This window comes from Corallococcus silvisoli (assembly GCF_009909145.1).
GTDB lineage: Bacteria > Myxococcota > Myxococcia > Myxococcales > Myxococcaceae > Corallococcus > Corallococcus silvisoli.
This window is the reverse complement of the sequence record NZ_JAAAPJ010000001.1, coordinates 1343044-1360167: the sequence shown is the minus strand read 5'-3', so window position 1 is coordinate 1360167 and position 17124 is coordinate 1343044. Positions and strand designations below refer to the sequence as shown.

The window sequence follows — 17124 nt, the reverse complement described above, 5'->3', positions numbered from 1 at the left end:
CGCCCGGAATCCGGCCGCTGCGTCAGCGCGTCAAAGGGAGCAAGGCGCGCGGCCGTCGACTCTCGGTGTGGGCGAGGCAGGCGGAATCTCCCAGGGCCCAGCACACCAGGCGCGGGGCCCTCCGGAAGACGCGCACCTCATCCGGCGGTGCTACAGGAACTCGTCCCCGGCCCCAGTCTCCGGCTCCTGCGCGGAGAGGAGCACCTCTCCGGGCCGCTGCTCCACGCGGAGGCCCAGGCCCAGGGCCGTCAACTCCTCGAGCGCGGCCAGGGCCTCCATGACGGGCTGGACATCGGCGACCCGGGCAGGCACGGCGATGCGCTCGAGACGCGAGCCCATCCGCTCCAGCAGCACATGCGGGGGAAGTGCCTCGACGTATCGGCCATACAGATAGGCGGGCGCGCTCAGTTGGGCGACGTCGGAGGGTGAGACGGCCGCGACCATCGTCTCGAAGCACGCCCTCACCTCCTCCACCGGAGTGTCCTGACGCCACAGGCCGAGCAGGGAGCGCAGGAAGCCCCTCAACGGTCGCGACCGGGACGAGCCCACCTGGGCCGAGGCGATCTCCAGCGCCCGCTCGGCGCGTGCGGGGTCCGGCTCGACGAAGAACAGCGGCAGCACCTCATCGACGCCTGGGGTGTAGAGGGGCTCGGCGAGCCGCTCCGGCGCTCCCGCGAACGAGCGCAGCGTCTCGGGTTCGAGCGGCTCACCCGCCAGCCAGCGGCACCACAGCGCCTCGAGCGAGCCCGCGGCGAGCGACGCGCGGCGCAGCAGATGGGGACGTGCCTGCTCCACGCCCCCGAACAACAGGACGGTGATCAGGTCCTCGGCGCAAGGCCCCTCGGGGAACTCGAGCGCATCCGCTCCCGTCCAGCGCGCGTACCGCTTGCGCTTCAGGTCGCGCTGGACCTCGCGCGCCACCTCGCTCCACGCGGACCAGGGAACCCCGAGCGCCGCGTAGTCCCGCCGGAGTCCCTCGTCCGCGGGGGCCGAGACCGCGTTGGGGCGCTTCTGGAAGTCGGCCCGCACGCGCTTGAGCTCCTTCGCGAGCGCGGGCAGCTCCTCCGCCGGACAGCCGCCGGTCAGGAGCCGCAGGCGGGCGATGGGAATGCCGGTCAACTTGAGCAGCCAGGCTTTGAACGCCGACCAGGCGGGTGCGGAGAGGTGTCGGAATTCCACGGTCTGTCCTCACGCAGGCGCCAGGCCTGCTCCCCAGCGATGGGGCGTCGGGTGTGCCTATCCGAACTTCGGTCGCCGTGTCACGTGCATGGCACGGCTTCCCGCGGACGCTCCCCCCAGGGCGTGACCCTCCGAGGACAGTGCAAGCCTTGCACGATGCTCGGAGCAGGAGGCGCGCAAGAGTTGCACGGTGACGGGAGTCCCTCGCCGTGGAGCGCCGGGTACGGACCGTGCAAAGACGCAGCCCATGTCCAACTCGTGGGGTGACGTCCGGTTGCCGCGGTGGTGTCTGACCTTTCTTCATGCGCTCTGGAGTACGGGGCTGGTGTTGCTCGCGGGAGGCGCGCACGGGGAGCCCCCGACGACGACCTACAGGCGGGAGGCACAGGCCCTGTTTGGTCGGTGCAAGGCGACGGCGGACGGGTCGACAGGTCGTCGATACCTGTGCCCCAACCTGAGCGCGAGCATCGGTTGGTTGCCCATTCCCATGAACCACTCCAACGAACGGGTATTCGAGGGCATGCGAGACTCCATCATCGCGTCAGCCGACGGTGCGGTGGAGTCGAAGAAGACGACGCTCGTGCTGGCTGGCGTCGAGCGCGAGGCGTTGGAGGTGACGATTCGCGAGGAAGGGACGGGGGAGCTCAAGAGGACGGGGCACGTCATCATCGAGGAGCGGACCGAGAAGGGCTTCTGGGCCTATACATGCATGGAGGACGTTCGGCGGCGAGGGGCGACGCGTCCATGCAAGAGCGTGCTGGAGTTCTTCGCGTCCCAGAAGGTCCCCGAGCCCCTCGACTTGCGGAACCGGACGGTGCTCACGAAGGCGATGATGGGGACGCGTGAGTTGATGGTTCCGGATGGCTGCGACCTGACGCCAAGCGTCGCGCCGGAGGTGGGACGTATCAAGTGCCCCAGCAGCTTCCTCGAATGGGCGGTGTTGGCGCCGGAGGTCGACTTGAAGAAGTGGCTTTCGCAAGAGACGGAGAAGGCGGGCCGCGACCTCCGGCAGCGATTCGCCGCGAGCGGTGCCTCCGTGAACGGCCAGGAGGTGGCCTGCCGCGTGTTGGAGCAACAAGGGCTCTGCCATCGGTATCGGGTACAAACACCCCGGAGCACGCTCTGGCTTCTCCTCGGAGCGGGCCGGATGGGGAAGGAAGGCGTGCGGCTGGTGTGCTCCTTCACGGGTGAGTCCGAGGCCCTTCCGACGGTCTGCAATGGCTCGCTGGAGCTCCAGCCAACGGACGCTCCTCGGATGACGCCTCGGTGACGGCGGGCACGGAGCGCCCCCCTGCCCCGCTTCATGGGAGGAATTGCGCAGCGGCGGTGCGCGATGAGCGGGACACCCAAGCAGCAGACGACGCTTGTTTACCGCTGGATGGTCCAGCGTCGCGCCTGCCGCGCGCGATTGCGCACGTGTCCCTCGCCACCTAGAGAGCCATCGACTGGAGACAGCTCCGGTTCGCCAGGAAGTCTCCTGGCGAGTCACGAGGACAGACAATGACGCGACACGCTTCGACCCGGATGGCGCTGTATGCCGCAGCCGCTTTGCTCCTTCCTCTCTCCGCGCTCGCTCATCATGCGATGGAGAAGGACGGCATGTGGGTTGATCATCACGGCATGACGCTCTACACCTTCGACAAGGACGGCGGCGGCAAGTCCATGTGCAACGGCGAGTGCGCCAAGAACTGGCCCCCACTGCTCGTCAAGAAAGGTGACGAAACGGCACAGGACAAGTGGACCCAAATCAAGCGTGACGACGGGACGATGCAGTGGGCCTATGACGGCAAGCCCCTGTACACCTTCATCAAAGACAAGAAGGCCGGCGACAAGACGGGCGACGGAGTCAAGGACGTCTGGCACGTCGCCAAGCCTTGAACGATTCGTTTCGCGAGACCTGTCTCGCGAGGCCAACGCTCACCCCGGAAGGACGGACTGAAACAGGCACCCTGGAGTCGAAGTTCACCCTGACATGTCCGATCCCTGACGGGCGCGGTGCCCCGCGGGGGGATGTCCCGGAGTCGGCACCTGGTGCACGGTGGCCGACCCACCCCTTCCGGAGCGCCCCTTGTTCAAAGCCAGCAACTCCGACATGGCCGCCAGCACGGCCGAGCCCGCCGACAGCCTCTCCCTCCTCACGTCGCTGACCGACGTAGGCCTCCTCTCCAAGGCGAGGGGACGCGCGCTGACGGACAAGCTGAACCGCTTCTTCCAGGCGGTTCGCGCCCCTTCCCAGAAGACGGACGAGGCGTTCTGGACAGCCTTCCAGCAGGAGTTCGGCTTCGCCACGGTCGCGCCCTCCGAGCGCGTCACGCCGATGAACGCCGCCAACCTCTGCCCGGAGCCCACGGCGCTCATCGAGTCGCTCAACGAGCTGCGCCTCGAATACAACCTCAACGTCTCGCAGCAGATGCGCACCGCGCAGGGCGAGCGGGTGCGCCAGTTGGAGCAGACGCGCAGGAGCCTGGCGCTCGGGCTGGGGCTGACGGACCCGAACGACCTGGCCATCATGCGCAACGCCACGGAGGCGAACAACGCGGTCAACTGCGGCTTCCGAGGCTGGAGCGCGGACGGGAACGACACGGTGGTGATGTGGTCGGAGAACCACCCCACCAACCGCGAGGCATGGAAGATGCGAGCCGAGTGGTCCGGCGGCCCGACGCGATTCAAGGTGGAGGAGGTGAGCTTCCCGACGAACGCCTCGGAGGCGGACATCGCGGCGGCCTTCATCAGCCGCATCACCCCGCGCACGCGCTTCGTGACGTACACGGAGACAGCCAACAGCAACGGCTTCCGCATGCCCGAGTCGGTGATGAAGGCCATCTGGGACCACGTGAAGGCGAACCGTCCGGACTGCCACATCCACATCGACGGGACGATGGCGTGGGGCGCGCGCCCGCTCAACCTGGCGGACGCGTACTGCCACAGCCTCGTGTCCAGCGCGCACAAGTGGTTCCTGGGCCCCAAGGAGACGGGCATCCTCTTCATGCGCAAGGAGAAGACCCGGAACTTCATGCCGAGCGTCTACGGCTACGACTACCGCATCGTCATCGTGCCGTACCGGGAGCTGCCGGAGAACGCGCTGCGGTTCGAGCTCATCGGCCAGCGCGACGACGTGAACATCATCGCGCTCGACCTCACCCAGAGGATGTGGACGGCGCTACAGCCGCGCAAACCCCACGAGCGCATCGCCCAGCTCGCCCAGCACCTCATGTCACGGCTCCAGGAGGCGGGGAGCCGGTGGAGCCTCGTCACGCCGAGCGACCCCGCGCGCAGTTGGGGCGTGGTGCGCGTCGAGGCGCCGAAGGAGCACCGGGAGAAGACGCTGTACGACTGGCTCTACCAGGACCCGCGCTACCGCGTCGCCGGCTCCGGGGACGACAAGACGTTCCGCCTGTGCCCTCACATCTACAACACGATTGCCGATGTGGACCGGGCCGTGGATGGGATGAACGCCTGGTACGAGGACAGGCGCTCGTGACGGGCGGGCCGTGACGCGGTGGACCGACCGCGACGCACGACGAGGCCCATGCTCAGAGCCAGCGCTTCACGGCCTCCCGCATGGCCTCCGTGGCCTCCGCCCGCTTCGCCTCGCCGTCGGGCACGAACGGCTGCCGGGTGTTCCCCTTCGACCGGTAGCGGCCCTTCTCCTCCATCCGCGCCCGCTGCGACACATCCGCCTCCAATCCGAAGTGGGCCAGGATGTGACGGGGCACCCCGCCGGGCAGCTGCGCGTAGTCCACCCACAAGCCCCGGGGGCCCGCGTGCCGGCGTGCCGCCTGCGCGTAGCGCGCCAGACACCACGCGAAGAATGCCTCCGGAGCCCCTCGTGCCTCACCGGGCCAGTCCGGGAAGCACGCCTTGAACCTCGGGTCGCCGCGCCGGTACCACCGCAGGGGCGCCGACGGGCTGCGGAAGTTGGAGGCCATCACCTCCGTCGCGTCACGCGTCAGGAACACCCAGGGCACGTCCGGCAACGCGCCCCGGATCCAGTCCAGGAACAGCAGGTTCCATGACGAGAACTTGATGACATAGCGCCCGCTCCCCCGCCCCAGGACCTTGATCAACCGGCGGAACACCTCCGCGTCGAAGGCACAGGCCCCCTGGGCGCAATGCAGCAGGTAGAGCGACAGCACCTCGGGCTCGCTCACCGCCCGAAGCCCGGGAAGCGTCCCCAGCATCTGGCTCACCAGCGTGCTCCCGCACCGCGACACGTGGAAGAGGAGCCCCGCCGGCAGCGCCCCGTCCTCCGGCAGCTCCTTCACCGCGGACACGCGGTAGCCAAGACCCGCCTCCCCGGCCTCCAGCGCGTGCCGGAGGCCGTCGCTCATGAAGGGGGCTTCGTAGACAGCGGGAGACAGCTCCGCCGTCTGGAGCATGGCCTGCCCTCCCTGGAGGTACATCCGGGTGGGGACGGGGACGCGCTCCATGTCACCCGCCCCCCGTGGCGACCGCGCGGAGCCGAGGCCGCGCCTGCTCCGCGAAGGACCGCGCCATCCTGTTGATTCCGGCGGAGGCGCTGCCTCCCGCCTGCCGGCCCAGGTATTCCTCCACGAGCGCGTCCAGCTTCGAGTCCAGGCCCGCCATCACCGCGGCCTTCAGCGCGTCCTTGAACGCCGCCAGCTCTCCCTGCTGCCACACCGCCAGCGGGACGGTGTTGCGCATGAAGTCCTCCTTCTCGAGCTGCTCCACCGCCCGCCGGAACAGCGCCTGCCAGGGGCTGGTCAGCAGGCCCACCGTCAGGTGCAGCGAATGCACGTCCGTGGCGCTCACGTCATGGAAGTGCCCTCGGGGTACGTACAGCAGGTCTCCCTTGCGCAGCACCTCGTCGAACACGCAATTCAGCGAGGGCCGGTGCTGCTCCGGGTTCTGCATCGGCTCGCCGTCGAAGGGCAGGTGGATGGGCTTGTCGTACAGCCGCCAGCGCTTCTCCCCCTCCAGTTGCAGGATGAAGGCATCGTGCGTGTCGTAGTGGAGCGTGAAGCCCTGGGCGCCCGCGGGCGTCATGTACAGGTTCGCCTGCACCCGCACCCGCCACTCCTGCTCCAGCACGTCGCAGAACCGCCGGAGGGGCTCCAGCGCCGTCTGCGCCTGGTAGACAATCACCGAGTGTCCCTGCTCCAGGAACAAGCGCGAGACACGCTCACGGTTGATGACATGGTTGAAGTTGACCCGGGACTCCTTGTACGACATGGAGGACGAGAACTCGTTGTACGACGTCTCGCGGCCGTCCTTCACCATCCGCACGTGGGGATAGGCGTTGTTCTCCTTCTGCAGGAACGCCAGCATCTCCTCGATGCCGAAGAGGCCTGAATAGTACTCCGCGTCTCCCCGGCGGATCAGCAGCCGCTCCTTCTCGAAGTACGTCCGCAGGAATGCGTCCGGAGAGACAGGCTTCAGCAGGTGCTCGGTCGTGTATTTCATGGCGATCGTCACGGGGGAGACGTGGCGGGGCGGCGCACGGGCGCATGCGCCGCCCCGGGGGGCCACATCAGTCGTTCAAGTCGTTCTGTTCCGCGTTGGAGATGTCTTGCGTGTACGGCGTGACGCCGTCCTTGTTGATGAGGATGGCCGCGACCTGGTTGCGCAGCGCATCGTCGGGGATGAGGTTGATGACGGGATCCAGCGTGAGGGTGTTGATGATGTGCCAGCTCACGTAGTTGTCGTTCAGGGAGGCAGCCCAGGCGGGGTACTTGCCAATGAGCGACCCGTCGCCGCCAATCACGTTGATGGTGACGTTGTTGTCCGCCTCCACGGAGCTGTCGTTCGAGGAGGACCCCGTCCCATGACCATTGTCGGCTCCGCCGGAGATGGGCACGTCCTCCAGCTCCAGCTTGACCTCGAAGCCCTTGGACACGCTGTCCGAGAAGCTCTGCCCCTGGCTCATGCTGGTCACCTTCTTGGTGTCCGTGCCGAACAGGAGTCCGCCCAGGTCCAGCTGCTTCACGTAGTAATGGCCCCACGCGTTCAGCACGTTCACGATCCGGTCGTAGGAGCGTGAATCGCCGACGCCGAGCTTCGCGGCGTCCCGCAGCGCATCGACGAAGTCAGCCGTCAGCGTCATCGCCCCGTCGCTGAAGCCAATCCGCAGCTTGGGGACGCGGTACATGCTGGTGACGAAGTAGTCCGTCTCCGAGAACGACTGGTCATTCGTGTACTCGTGCTCGTGCTCGAACTTCAGGCTGAAGATGCCGGGGACGCCGATGTCCGCCTTCTTCACGTCGTAGCCCTGCTCGTGGTACGTGTGCTCCGTCTGGAAGAAGGTCTCCACCGTGTGCAGCTGGGCGGTGAGGTTCGGGATGAGCCACTGGAAGGTCGGGTTGTTTCCCGGGTTGGTCGGATCCGGGAGGACCAGGGTCGGCGACGTGAGCTGCAATCCCTGATGGATGCTGAACACGTTGGTGGGGTTCACCTCCTCGGTGATGATCATGGCGTGGAAGAGGCCACGGTCCTCGAACAGGTGGAGCCAGTCCTGGGCGGTGAAGTCATGGGGATCGCTGGGCAGATCAGCGCTCTTGAGCTGAAGCATGGGCATTGTCATTGTTCCTTCGTGGAAGTGTCTGTTCCGTGAGAAGACAGCAACCCGGCGTCCCTAGTCGTTCAGCCCGTCCCCGCCATTCGACGTGAAGAACTGATAGGTCTGTGAGTTGTAATACTTCTGATTGACCACGAAGACGTCGAACACCATCGAGACAGCCAGGTCGTCGGCCGTCTCGTAGCCGTTGCAACCTCCGTACGTCTGCCCGGAGGTGCCGGAACCGGTGACGGTGCCGCCATGCACGTTGATGTTGGTGTCCCCCCCGCTCTCCGCGTCCATCCTGCCGGACAGCTGCAACGTGCTCTGGGGAGGATCCAGGTTCGGCCGGGGCGCGGAGTACTTCCTGTTGCCGCTGTCGGTCCAGGACTTCAACGGGGTGCAGGTGACGCGAATCTGGTAGGAGTTGGCGGCGATCGCCTCGTCCAGCGGATGTTCGCCAAAGTTGTCGTCGTAGACATAGACCATGTCCCCGTTGTACTTATTATTCGCAAGGAACGCATACTGAGTGGCGGTAGCCCATTGATTGACGGAGGGCTCGGACGCGCGCGGCATGATGGCGGCGTTGTTGTCGAAGATGGCGATGTTGCTCGGGAGGATCTCGATGCCAAAGCCAAACCCCACCTGACAGCCAAAGCCAATCTGGAAGCCGATATAGGTGTCCGGCGGGATGATGACCCCCTGGCCGTTGTCCACCAGCTGGCCGTTCTTGGTGTTGATGACGTTCTCCACCATCAGCGGAGTGGAGAGGTCCGGCAGGCCGTTGAGGTTCGAGTAGGCCTTGATCTGCTTCTCATTCGCCTGCTTGGCGACGGCGTCCGCCATATTATAGCAGACCTTGACGGTCATGATGCCCTTCTGGAAGAGCTGGTTCTGCGCATTGCAACTCACGATCGACATGCGGGCGTCCCTGGCTGGGGTTGGGTGTGCAGCCCTCCATCGCAAGGCCAATGCCAGCCGTCTGGCTTCACAAGAAGCCGGAATCACTGCAAAACCCATATGCGCCAGGATTCCCCACACGGCGCCCTGACGTGTCATGGCCCGGCGGTGACGCGTCAGCGCTCTGCCAAGGGCACGCCCGTCCAAATCCTGGGGGAAGGTAGGACATCACCATCGGCGTGGAGCGACCCTCCCTGCCTGACTCCATCGACAGGGTGGGCCCCGAGAGAGGAGGTGCTCAGATTCGCGCCCGAGCCCCGGCGCAGAGCCTCTCGCCCCCGCTCTGCAAATCCTCCTGCGCGGCAGCGTCCAGCCTTAGCGAGACGCCGCACCACCCGTCAGGTCGGAGTCCCTCAAGCCCACCAGGCGAAGGCGCGCATAGAGGGCCTGATCGTGGACTTTTCCGTCCTTCACGGCGCTCTGCCGCATCAGACCCTCGCGCTGGAAGCCGGCCTTCTCCAGCACCCGGCACGACGCGGCATTGTCCGCGAAGGGGAGCGCGAACAGGCGGATGAGGTCGAAGCACTCGAAGGCCCAAGCGCAAAAGCCCTCGAGCGCCGCGGCTGTGATGCCCCGGCCCCAAAGTGACTGGCCGAGCCAATAGCCCACCTCTGCCGAATAGCGCTCGATGTCCGTGCCGAGAATCAGCCCCATGGAGCCCACGGCCTCGCTCGCCACCTCGATTGCGAAGTTTGTCGGAGAAGGCTCGCTGGCCGTGTGGCCTACCCACCATGCGGCATCCTCGGGCGTGTAGGGGTGGGGAAACCGGTCGCGAAGGTGGCGCCACACTTCGCGATTGTTGGCGTGTCGGACGAGGGCTTCCTCATCCCCGCGCCGCCATGGGCGCAGGATGCAGGGACCACACTCGATTCGGAGGTGCGCAGCCATGGAGCGCACCATCCCAAGAAGGCACTCTGAGGTGCAAGGCGGCCCAACACGCGATGCGCGACAGAGGACTCCGCGAGGCAACTGGGAGGGCGCCTCACTCATTTCGACCTGGGGCGCCCATGTCTGAGATATTCCAAAGGGCCACCCGTTTCAGGCCGGCGACGGCCCCGTCCGCCGGGGGCCTCCCACGCCGCGCTCCATCCGCCGCGAATCCTCCATCCGCGGCCGGTTGGCGCCGAGCAGATCACTGCGCGTCAGGATGCCCACCACACGCGTGGGAGCGTCACGGTGCACCACCGGCAGCCGGCCAACGCCCACCTCCACCATCAGGTCCGCCGCCTCGCGCAGCGAGCTGTCCGCGTACGCCACTGCCAGAGGACGCTTCACCAGCTCGCGCACGCGCCGGCCCGCGGCGTCGCGGCCATCCAGCAGGTCGCGGCGGGTGACGACACCGACGAGCCCCCCACCGGCCACCACCGGGAAGCCTTGATGCGTGCTGCCCGGCGTGCCGGAGGCGAGCCACGCGCGCACCTCTCCCAGCGGCCGATCCGCCTCCAGCGACACCACGGGCCTGAGCCCCACGTCGCGCACCAGCGCCTGTCCCAGCGCGTCCACGCCGTACTCGGTGACGACGCGCCCGCCGCGCCGGGCCAGCTTCTCCGTCATGATGGAGTGACGCATCATCAGCGCGGATACGAGATAGGCCGCCGCGCAGCCCCCCAGCAGCGGCAGCAGCCCCATGGGCTGGCGCGTCGCCTCGAAGGCGAACACCACCGAGGCCAACAGCGCACGGGACGCCCCCGCGAAGATGGCCGCCATGCCCACCAGCGCCGCCACGCGCACGTCCACGCCCAGCCCCGGCGACAGGTGGGTCGCCAGCAGCCCCAAGCCGGAGCCCAGGGCGCCGCCCAGCGTGAAGAGCGGCGCCAACGTGCCGCCCGAAGTGCCGCTTCCCAGCGCCACTGACCAGGAGAGGAACTTCATCGCGCAGAAGAACAGCATCGCCGTGCCCACGAAGCGGCCGGAGAGGATGTCCTCGATATTGGTGTAGCCCACGCCCAGCGTGCGAGGGGAGAAGAAGCCCACCACGCCCACCACGACCGCGCCCAGCGCGGGCCACCACATCCAGTGCAGCGACAGTCTCTCGAAGGCGTCCTCGATGGCATACACAGCGCGGGTAACCAGCGTGGACGCCACGCCCATCACCGCGCCCAGCACGATGTAGAAGGCGAGCGCGGAGCCGCTCGGGGGCAGGAGGTCCGGCATGACGAACGCGGGTGCGCCCCCCACGAAGGCCATGCGCACGCCCGTCGCGGTGGCGGTGGCCAGCGCCACGGGGATGACGGAGCGGGGCCGGTACTCGAACAGGAGCAACTCCACCGCGAGCAGCACCGCGGACACCGGAGCGCCAAACGTCGCCGCCATGCCCGCCGCAGCGCCCGCTGCCAGCAGGGCCTTGCGCTCATCCGCGGTGACGTGGAGCAGCTGCCCCACCAGCGAGCCCAGCGCGCCGCCCGTCGCGATGATGGGTCCCTCCGCGCCGAAGGGGCCACCGGTACCGATGGCTACCGCCGCCGACAACGGCTTGAGGAATGTCATCCGCGGCGGAATGCGGCTCTGGTTGTAGAGCACGTTCTCCATCGCCTCGGGGATGCCGTGCCCGCGGATGGCGCGTGAGCCATAGCGCGCCATGAAGCCGACGATGATGGCCCCCACCACTGGCACCACGATGACCCACGGGCCCAGCGTGTTGTCCGCCGGAGACACAGGCGCCGTGGTGAAGCGGCCGAAGAAGGCGATGTTGGTGAAGAGCCCGATGAGCGCACTCAGCGCCTGCGCCACCAACCCCGCGGCCAGCGCCAGCACCACGGCGATGGTGCTGATGAACACCACGCGCCGATCCACCGACTCCATCACATGCGGCGTGCGCACGCCCACGAGCGCCGGCCCCATCGACGGGGCCACCGGCAACGTCTCCCGCGCCTCGGGGCCTCCGTCCAGGCCCGCCTCGACGCGCTCCACCTCAGGCCGCTCCATTCGACTTCTCCTTGCGCCGCCCGCGCGGCTTCGCTTCTTCCTCGAAGAAGAGCGGCGGCGAGTCGCCGTCCAGCCCCAGCTCCGACACCAGCGCGGACAGCCCGCGTGCAAACCCCTCGCGTACGTCCGGCTTCAGTCTCCGCAGCCCGGCGATGAGCTGGGCCTGGGCCATGGGCGGAGCCTCACGCAACAGCGCCCGGCCCGCGGGAGCCAGCGACACCTCCACCCGGCGGCCATCCCGCGGCGAGGGCCGGCGCGTGACGAGCCCTCTTTCGATGAGGCGCGCCACCACCGTCGACACGCTGCTCTGGTGCGTGAGGGTTTGCTCGGCCAGGGTGTTGATGGAACAGGGGCCGGCCTCCGCCAGCCGCTGCAGCACGAAGAGCTGCGCGCCGCTGATGCCCACCAACTGCTCGGACGCTCGGGCCGAAACGCGCAGCAGGCGCACCAGACGGCGGATGCCGTCCATCACCTCCCGCACCTCACCCTGCTCCGCGCTCGCGACTCTTTTTATATGGGAGCCCATTCAATTGACGCTGAAGGTACGCGCCGGGCATGCCCGCCGCAATCCATGCGCGCGGCGCCTGTCAGGCGGGCAGGTGCTCGGACTTCCGGTGTGAATCACCCGAACTGATGGGAGCCGCCCCCCAGCCTGCGGAGGCCAGGCAGCGGAGCGCCAGACAGTCCCACGTCTGTGGCCGGCCGAAAAGCAAGGTGCGCACGGGGCCCATCAGGTCAGCGCGGAATCGCCGAGCCAGCGCCTACGCCGTCCCGTGCACACAAGGGACTGTGCGCTCGTGATGAAGGGAGGGCCAAGCTGCGTGGTGCAGCCCCCCGTTTCGACCGGACGGCTCCCCCTCACATGGGACCAAGCCAGGGACTGGCGCCGGAAAGGTCGGAACAGATGCGCAACGCCAAAGGCAAGTACGCCCATGCCCCCTGCGCAAAGCTGGCTGCCCCATCAAGAGCGGGGCTCAGCGCGACAGCGAACGCCCCCCCTCCAGCCCCTTTCGTCACGCAAGCGTCTCAAGACCTGCCCACTCGTCATCGACGTCCGACTCCCAGCCACGTCGACACCATTGGTCTTCGCGCCATTCGAGCGCCAAGTAACACATGCCCTGTTCTGCGACGCGTCGCTTATCAACGAAGAAAAACACGAGCGCCCAAACAGTCACACTACCATCGTCCTTTTGGGCCACGAGCAACTTCACAACAAGTTCAATAACGATCCCCGAATGCAGAGCCCCAACCATTCCCTCCAGTGTTGCGGAGGCTGCGTCAACCTCAACCGTTTCGCTCCCATGAACGATCCGCAGCGAGCAACCCAGAAATAGCGATAGCGACTTGAGCCATTCAGCATGTCCCGACCAGAGGTCCATATCCCTCATCGTTAAGACTCCCTTACACTCAGGAACTACTCAACGCAGCTTCTCAAAGGAAACACCCTTGAGGAGCGGACTGGCTGAGTTCCCCGTCCCGCACGTAATTGGACGGCCTTCATCGGCTTTCGTCGCGAGCGTACCAAACACAGCAATGACGCGCGGCGGCGCACCTTGTCCGTAGACGACCGTCGTCCTGTTACGATGGGGAGGAAGGGCCCTCCTTCCAGCCTGATTCGCGGGCCTCGTGGAAGATCCAAACCCCCAGGGGAAAGTCGAGAGGCGCTCGTGCGCGTAGCACCCGGAGACAATGCGCATCACCTGCAGCCAGAGCACTTTGTCCGTCGGGTCGCGTCGCTCGTTTGCCTGCGTCCACGCGATGGACACTCCACGGGGCCCGCATGCCAGGGGCCGCCCCACGTGCTGGCTGAGGGCACAGGGGTCGACCCACGCGCCCCCCAGCCCTCAGCGATTCCGCCTCTGGAACACGTGCCCCCGTCATGACCGCGAGGGCAGACCGGCGGACACCGTCTCCAACCGCACGCGTCCACCCACGAACTCGACCACGGCGTGACCATCCGGCGCATCCGGGAGGTTGACGTGGAAGGTGCCCCGGTACCAGCGGGCCCGGCCCTCGTCTGACGCGGGCGCGGGGAGCCGTGCCCGCAGGGCCTTTGGGAGCACCGCCACGGCGCTGGCGAGCCGCTTCTCGGCCTCGGAGGGGCCACGCACCGCGAAGTCATCCCAGACACAGCCATAGGGCGAACCCATGTGCCCGGAGACGGTCAGGTCCGCGTCGAGGGCCGTCGCGAGGAGTCCGACCAGCGGCTCCTTCCCAGGGCTCACGTGGGTCACGAGCACGCGGACCTCCCCCGCGACCCTCGGCGGCGCGGAGTCGAGCAGCGCTGACAGCTCCCGCTCCGTCGTGAGGATCTTCCCCCGGCCCCCATCGAGCGGCGCGTTCTCTCCCAGCAGCGCCGGGAGGAGGTTTCCCCCCAGGCCGAAGAAGCGGAAGGGGCCACAGGTCGCCGTCCCCAGCAGCGTCAGGTTGGGGACGCGCCTCTTCCCCTCCAGCAGCGCGGAGACCACGGCGCCATCCTCGTGATTGCCCCACACCGCGAACGTGGGCAGGGAGAATCCCCGCCCGGAGTCCAGCCACCCGCCGAGGTCGGACAGCGGCAGCTGCTCGCGGACGAAGGCGCGCAGGGCGTCGCCCTTCAGCTTCTTGGCCCGCGGCTTCGCGTCGCCGCGCAGCTTCGAGTGGACGACCCGGAGGAACAGCTCGCGCGACTCGATGCGCTCCACGCTACCGCCGTCGTAGAAGCCGAAGTCCCCTGCGTGCAAGACTGCGTCGGCCCGGGACTCCTTCGCGAGCCGCTCGATGATGTCGAGATGTCCATGGGTGTCGGAGATGAGCAGCAGGCGCATGGCGCGTGTCCTTTCGAGGCGAGGCTGACGACACGATGGCACCGGGGCGGTCCCACGGGAGCGGACAGAAAACCGGACAACGCGCGGGCGAGGCCCAGGCCCCCGTGGGCTACACGTGGGACGACTACCTCAAGGCCCTGGTGTCGGAGCACGGCACGCTCACCGCCGTCGCCTGGAAGCTCGTCGAGCGGGGGCTGTCCGAGGAGGTGACCTCCGTGGAGCGGGCGCTCCGGCGCCTGCGCGGACGGGGACAGCGCGACGGCGGCCTCATCGGCCAGCGGCTCCTGCGGGTGTTCGGCGTGCCCGCGAGCGTCGAGGCCCAGGCCCGCTGGATGGGGACGTACCACAGCCCCTTCGGGGACCTGCCCATCCAGCTGTGTGTGGACCAGCTGCGCTTGTGGGAGCGCCCACCCCTCTCGGAGTCGAGGGCACGCGTCTGGATCCTCCTGGGGCTGGCGGGTGTGGCGCTGCGCAGGCGGGCCTTCACCGAGGCCCAGCCATTGCTGGAGAGCGCCGCGGCGCTCGCGGACACGCCGGCGGCGCGGTTGGAGCATCACCTCGCGACGAGCTATCTGCTGACCCGTTTGGAGATGGACGTGGAGCGCGCGGAGGCCGCCGCGCGTCCACACCTGGAACGGGCGCGGCGACTGCTCGACACGTCCCGCGCGGAGCTGGAGCCCGCGGATGCCGCGTGCTTCGAGGCCCGCCTGGTCGACCACGCGGCCTTCGACGCCAACCGGCGCGGCGACTTCGCGCGGGCGCTCGCGCTGTACCGCGCCCTGCCCACCGACGACGTCCATCCCTTCGCCAGCTACCGCCGCGACGCGGGGCTGGCGTTCGGCCTGAATCAGCGCGGCGAGCGGGACGCGGCGCTCGAAGCGGCGCGCCGGGCCTGCGAGCACGCGGGCGATGGCGGCTACGTGCGCCTGCGCGTGATGGGCCTGCTGATGCTCGCGCGCATCCAGGGCGCCCCGGACGACGCGAGCACGCTCTCACGGGCCGCCGCCATCGCGAACAGGCTCGCGGACCCGGAGCTGCTCGTGCGTGTCGAGCGCGCCAGGGGACGCTCGACGCGGGCTCACGCCACTTCGCGGTGATCCGTCACAGGACGGAGCCCCAGCGCCCGCTCGCGCCCTGGCCACGGCCAGGCCCCCGTCACCATCGCCATCTTCCCGGTCATGGTCACACTCACCGCCACGAGCATGGTGCAGATGTACGAGATGATGCCCATGTCTCCGAACACCTGATTCAGGTACGACGCCACCACGCCGATGATGACCAGCGCGGCGGACCGGTGCTCCGCCGCGTAGCTGCGGTGGTACGCGCGCGCGGTCAGGTACACGGTCGCCACCAGGTACATCCAGATGCCCGTGAATCCCAGCACGCCACCAAACGCGAGCAACCCCAGCAGCGAGTTGTGCGGGTGATACCGGAACTGGGGGAACACGAAGGCAATATCCGGCATCGGGTAATCCAGCACGAACTCATGCCCATAGCCGACCCCCACCAGCGGATGGCTGCTCCACGTGGCGATGAGATTGAGATTCTCGATGTCGCGGTAGTCCAGCTCCCCTTCCGCGTGCTGGCCCTCGACGAGGGAGCGGAACGTCTGCACCGGCTTGAAGACGCCACTGCTCGAGTTCCAGCCGACGCCCAGATACACGACGCCGAGCGGAAGCATCAGGATGGCCGCGCGCGTGACGAACTTCTTCAGCGGCGTCCACGGATTGAACAGGTACGCGGCCCCCATCGACCCCACCATGCTCACATACGCCAGCCGACGGTCGTTGTAGAACATCCCGACGAACACCAGCACCGCGACGACGATCCCGCGGATGGCATGGGCCGCCTTGGGTCGCTCCAGCCATCGGGTGACACACACCATGAGCGCGAAGATGAAGGTCATCGAGTCCGAGTGGCACGTGGTGTACTCAATCTCCTTGCCGATCTCCGGGATGACGACGACCGCGAAGTACGTGCTCACCGCGGACTTGGTGAGCGCGCCAGCGATGACCGTCCGGGCCACGGCCGGCCAGTCCTGGGGCCCTCGCAGGCTGTAGTGGAACATCATGACCATGAGCGGCATGCACGCCGCCTGATGCCACTGCCACAGCGAGTTCTTCACGTCCCCGCCGTTGAGGATGCCCCAGACCTCCATCCACAGGATGGTGACGGCCGACAGCGCCACCAGCACGATGAGCGGCCGGGGCAGCGGCACCACGGGTGGGTCGATGGTGGACTTCGTCGCTCGCCGGTAGATGCCCAGCCCAATCAGGCCGATGATGAGCACGTCGATGAGCGGGAAGCGCAGCGCGCCAATGCCCACCAGCTCATGCAACTGGGAGAACAGCAGCTGCCCCAGGGGAAAGAGGGGCGACTTCCAGAACATCGACTGTGGGCGCTCGGGCGTATAGTCCACCGCGAGCACCAGGTAGAGGACCGCGAGCGCCTGGTAGCGCAGCGGGGCCTTCGTCATCCCCCACACCACGGTCGCGGCCACCACCGGCGCCACGGTGATGATGGGATTGCCGTCGCTCACCGCGGCACCGCCAATGCAAGCCAGCCCCAGGCCCACGAGCAACGCGGCGTAGCGCCAATAGGAGGGGTTCGGTGGAGCGTACATGGGGCGCGGCGTTCGACTCGCCGAAGGTGGAGCACGCAGAGCGACTCACGCCGGGCCGCTTTGCGACACACGTGCCAGGGACTCCTCCGAGGGCACGGACCACGCGCGTCCAGGCA

At 67.7% G+C, this 17124-nt stretch carries 15 protein-coding genes; 4 read left to right on the top strand and 11 right to left on the bottom strand.

The window, feature by feature from the left end:
* Positions 1 to 150: 150 nt before the first annotated feature.
* Positions 151 to 1179 (bottom strand): hypothetical protein, encoded by a 1029-nt coding sequence (locus GTY96_RS05495; RefSeq protein ID WP_161664048.1) that lies wholly within the window; start codon positions 1177 to 1179, stop codon positions 151 to 153.
* A gap of 247 nt (positions 1180 to 1426) precedes the next feature.
* Here GTY96_RS05495 and GTY96_RS05490 point away from each other — a divergent pair, with 247 nt between their 5' ends.
* From GTY96_RS05490 to GTY96_RS05480, 3 genes are all read left to right on the top strand, one after another.
* Positions 1427 to 2449 carry a hypothetical protein gene (locus GTY96_RS05490; RefSeq protein ID WP_143898936.1) on the top strand — a complete coding sequence of 341 codons (1023 nt, stop codon included), beginning with the start codon at positions 1427 to 1429 and terminating at the stop codon, positions 2447 to 2449.
* 230 nt (positions 2450 to 2679) lie between these two features.
* Complete coding sequence (locus GTY96_RS05485; protein ID WP_143898935.1) at positions 2680 to 3057, top strand: COG4315 family predicted lipoprotein; 378 nt, start codon at positions 2680 to 2682, stop codon at positions 3055 to 3057.
* 190 nt (positions 3058 to 3247) lie between these two features.
* The gene (locus tag GTY96_RS05480; protein ID WP_143898934.1) at positions 3248 to 4660 is read left to right on the top strand and encodes an aminotransferase class V-fold PLP-dependent enzyme; all 1413 of its coding nucleotides are present in this window, start codon (positions 3248 to 3250) and stop codon (positions 4658 to 4660) included.
* A gap of 52 nt (positions 4661 to 4712) precedes the next feature.
* On the opposite strand, the gene GTY96_RS05475 is transcribed toward GTY96_RS05480, so the two are convergent.
* The 9 genes from GTY96_RS05475 to GTY96_RS05435 form a co-directional block, all read right to left on the bottom strand.
* Complete coding sequence (locus GTY96_RS05475) at positions 4713 to 5609, bottom strand: sulfotransferase (protein ID WP_143898933.1); 897 nt, start codon at positions 5607 to 5609, stop codon at positions 4713 to 4715.
* Between the two features lies 1 nt (position 5610).
* Entirely contained in the window at positions 5611 to 6603 is a 993-nt protein-coding gene (locus GTY96_RS05470) for a cupin domain-containing protein (protein WP_143898932.1), read from the bottom strand.
* Between the two features lie 67 nt (positions 6604 to 6670).
* Positions 6671 to 7714 (bottom strand): MAC/perforin domain-containing protein, encoded by a 1044-nt coding sequence (locus tag GTY96_RS05465; RefSeq protein WP_143898931.1) that lies wholly within the window; start codon positions 7712 to 7714, stop codon positions 6671 to 6673.
* A gap of 57 nt (positions 7715 to 7771) precedes the next feature.
* Positions 7772 to 8614 carry a hypothetical protein gene (locus GTY96_RS05460; RefSeq protein WP_143898930.1) on the bottom strand — a complete coding sequence of 281 codons (843 nt, stop codon included), beginning with the start codon at positions 8612 to 8614 and terminating at the stop codon, positions 7772 to 7774.
* A 354-nt stretch (positions 8615 to 8968) separates the two neighbouring features.
* On the bottom strand, positions 8969 to 9541 hold the full coding sequence (locus tag GTY96_RS05455; protein ID WP_235685345.1) for a GNAT family N-acetyltransferase: 573 nt from the start codon (positions 9539 to 9541) through the stop codon (positions 8969 to 8971).
* 150 nt (positions 9542 to 9691) lie between these two features.
* Complete coding sequence (locus GTY96_RS05450; protein ID WP_161664047.1) at positions 9692 to 11578, bottom strand: chloride channel protein; 1887 nt, start codon at positions 11576 to 11578, stop codon at positions 9692 to 9694.
* On the bottom strand, positions 11565 to 12047 hold the full coding sequence (locus GTY96_RS05445; protein WP_161664046.1) for a MarR family winged helix-turn-helix transcriptional regulator: 483 nt from the start codon (positions 12045 to 12047) through the stop codon (positions 11565 to 11567). The genes GTY96_RS05450 and GTY96_RS05445 overlap by 14 nt, the downstream gene beginning before the upstream one ends.
* A 544-nt stretch (positions 12048 to 12591) precedes the next feature.
* Positions 12592 to 12957: a hypothetical protein gene (locus tag GTY96_RS05440; RefSeq protein ID WP_235685344.1), complete on the bottom strand. Its 366-nt coding sequence runs from the start codon at positions 12955 to 12957 to the stop codon at positions 12592 to 12594.
* 498 nt (positions 12958 to 13455) lie between these two features.
* Positions 13456 to 14385: a metallophosphoesterase family protein gene (locus tag GTY96_RS05435; protein ID WP_161664045.1), complete on the bottom strand. Its 930-nt coding sequence runs from the start codon at positions 14383 to 14385 to the stop codon at positions 13456 to 13458.
* 104 nt (positions 14386 to 14489) lie between these two features.
* Here GTY96_RS05435 and GTY96_RS05430 point away from each other — a divergent pair, with 104 nt between their 5' ends.
* Complete coding sequence (locus GTY96_RS05430; RefSeq protein WP_161664044.1) at positions 14490 to 15482, top strand: tetratricopeptide repeat protein; 993 nt, start codon at positions 14490 to 14492, stop codon at positions 15480 to 15482.
* Here the strand turns inward: GTY96_RS05430 and wzy are convergent.
* Positions 15464 to 17008, bottom strand: a complete 1545-nt coding sequence (gene wzy, locus GTY96_RS05425; RefSeq protein ID WP_161664043.1) for an exopolysaccharide repeat unit polymerase — start codon at positions 17006 to 17008, stop codon at positions 15464 to 15466. The two genes, GTY96_RS05430 and wzy, sit on opposite strands and share 19 nt — an antisense overlap.
* Between the last annotated feature and the right edge of the window lie 116 nt (positions 17009 to 17124).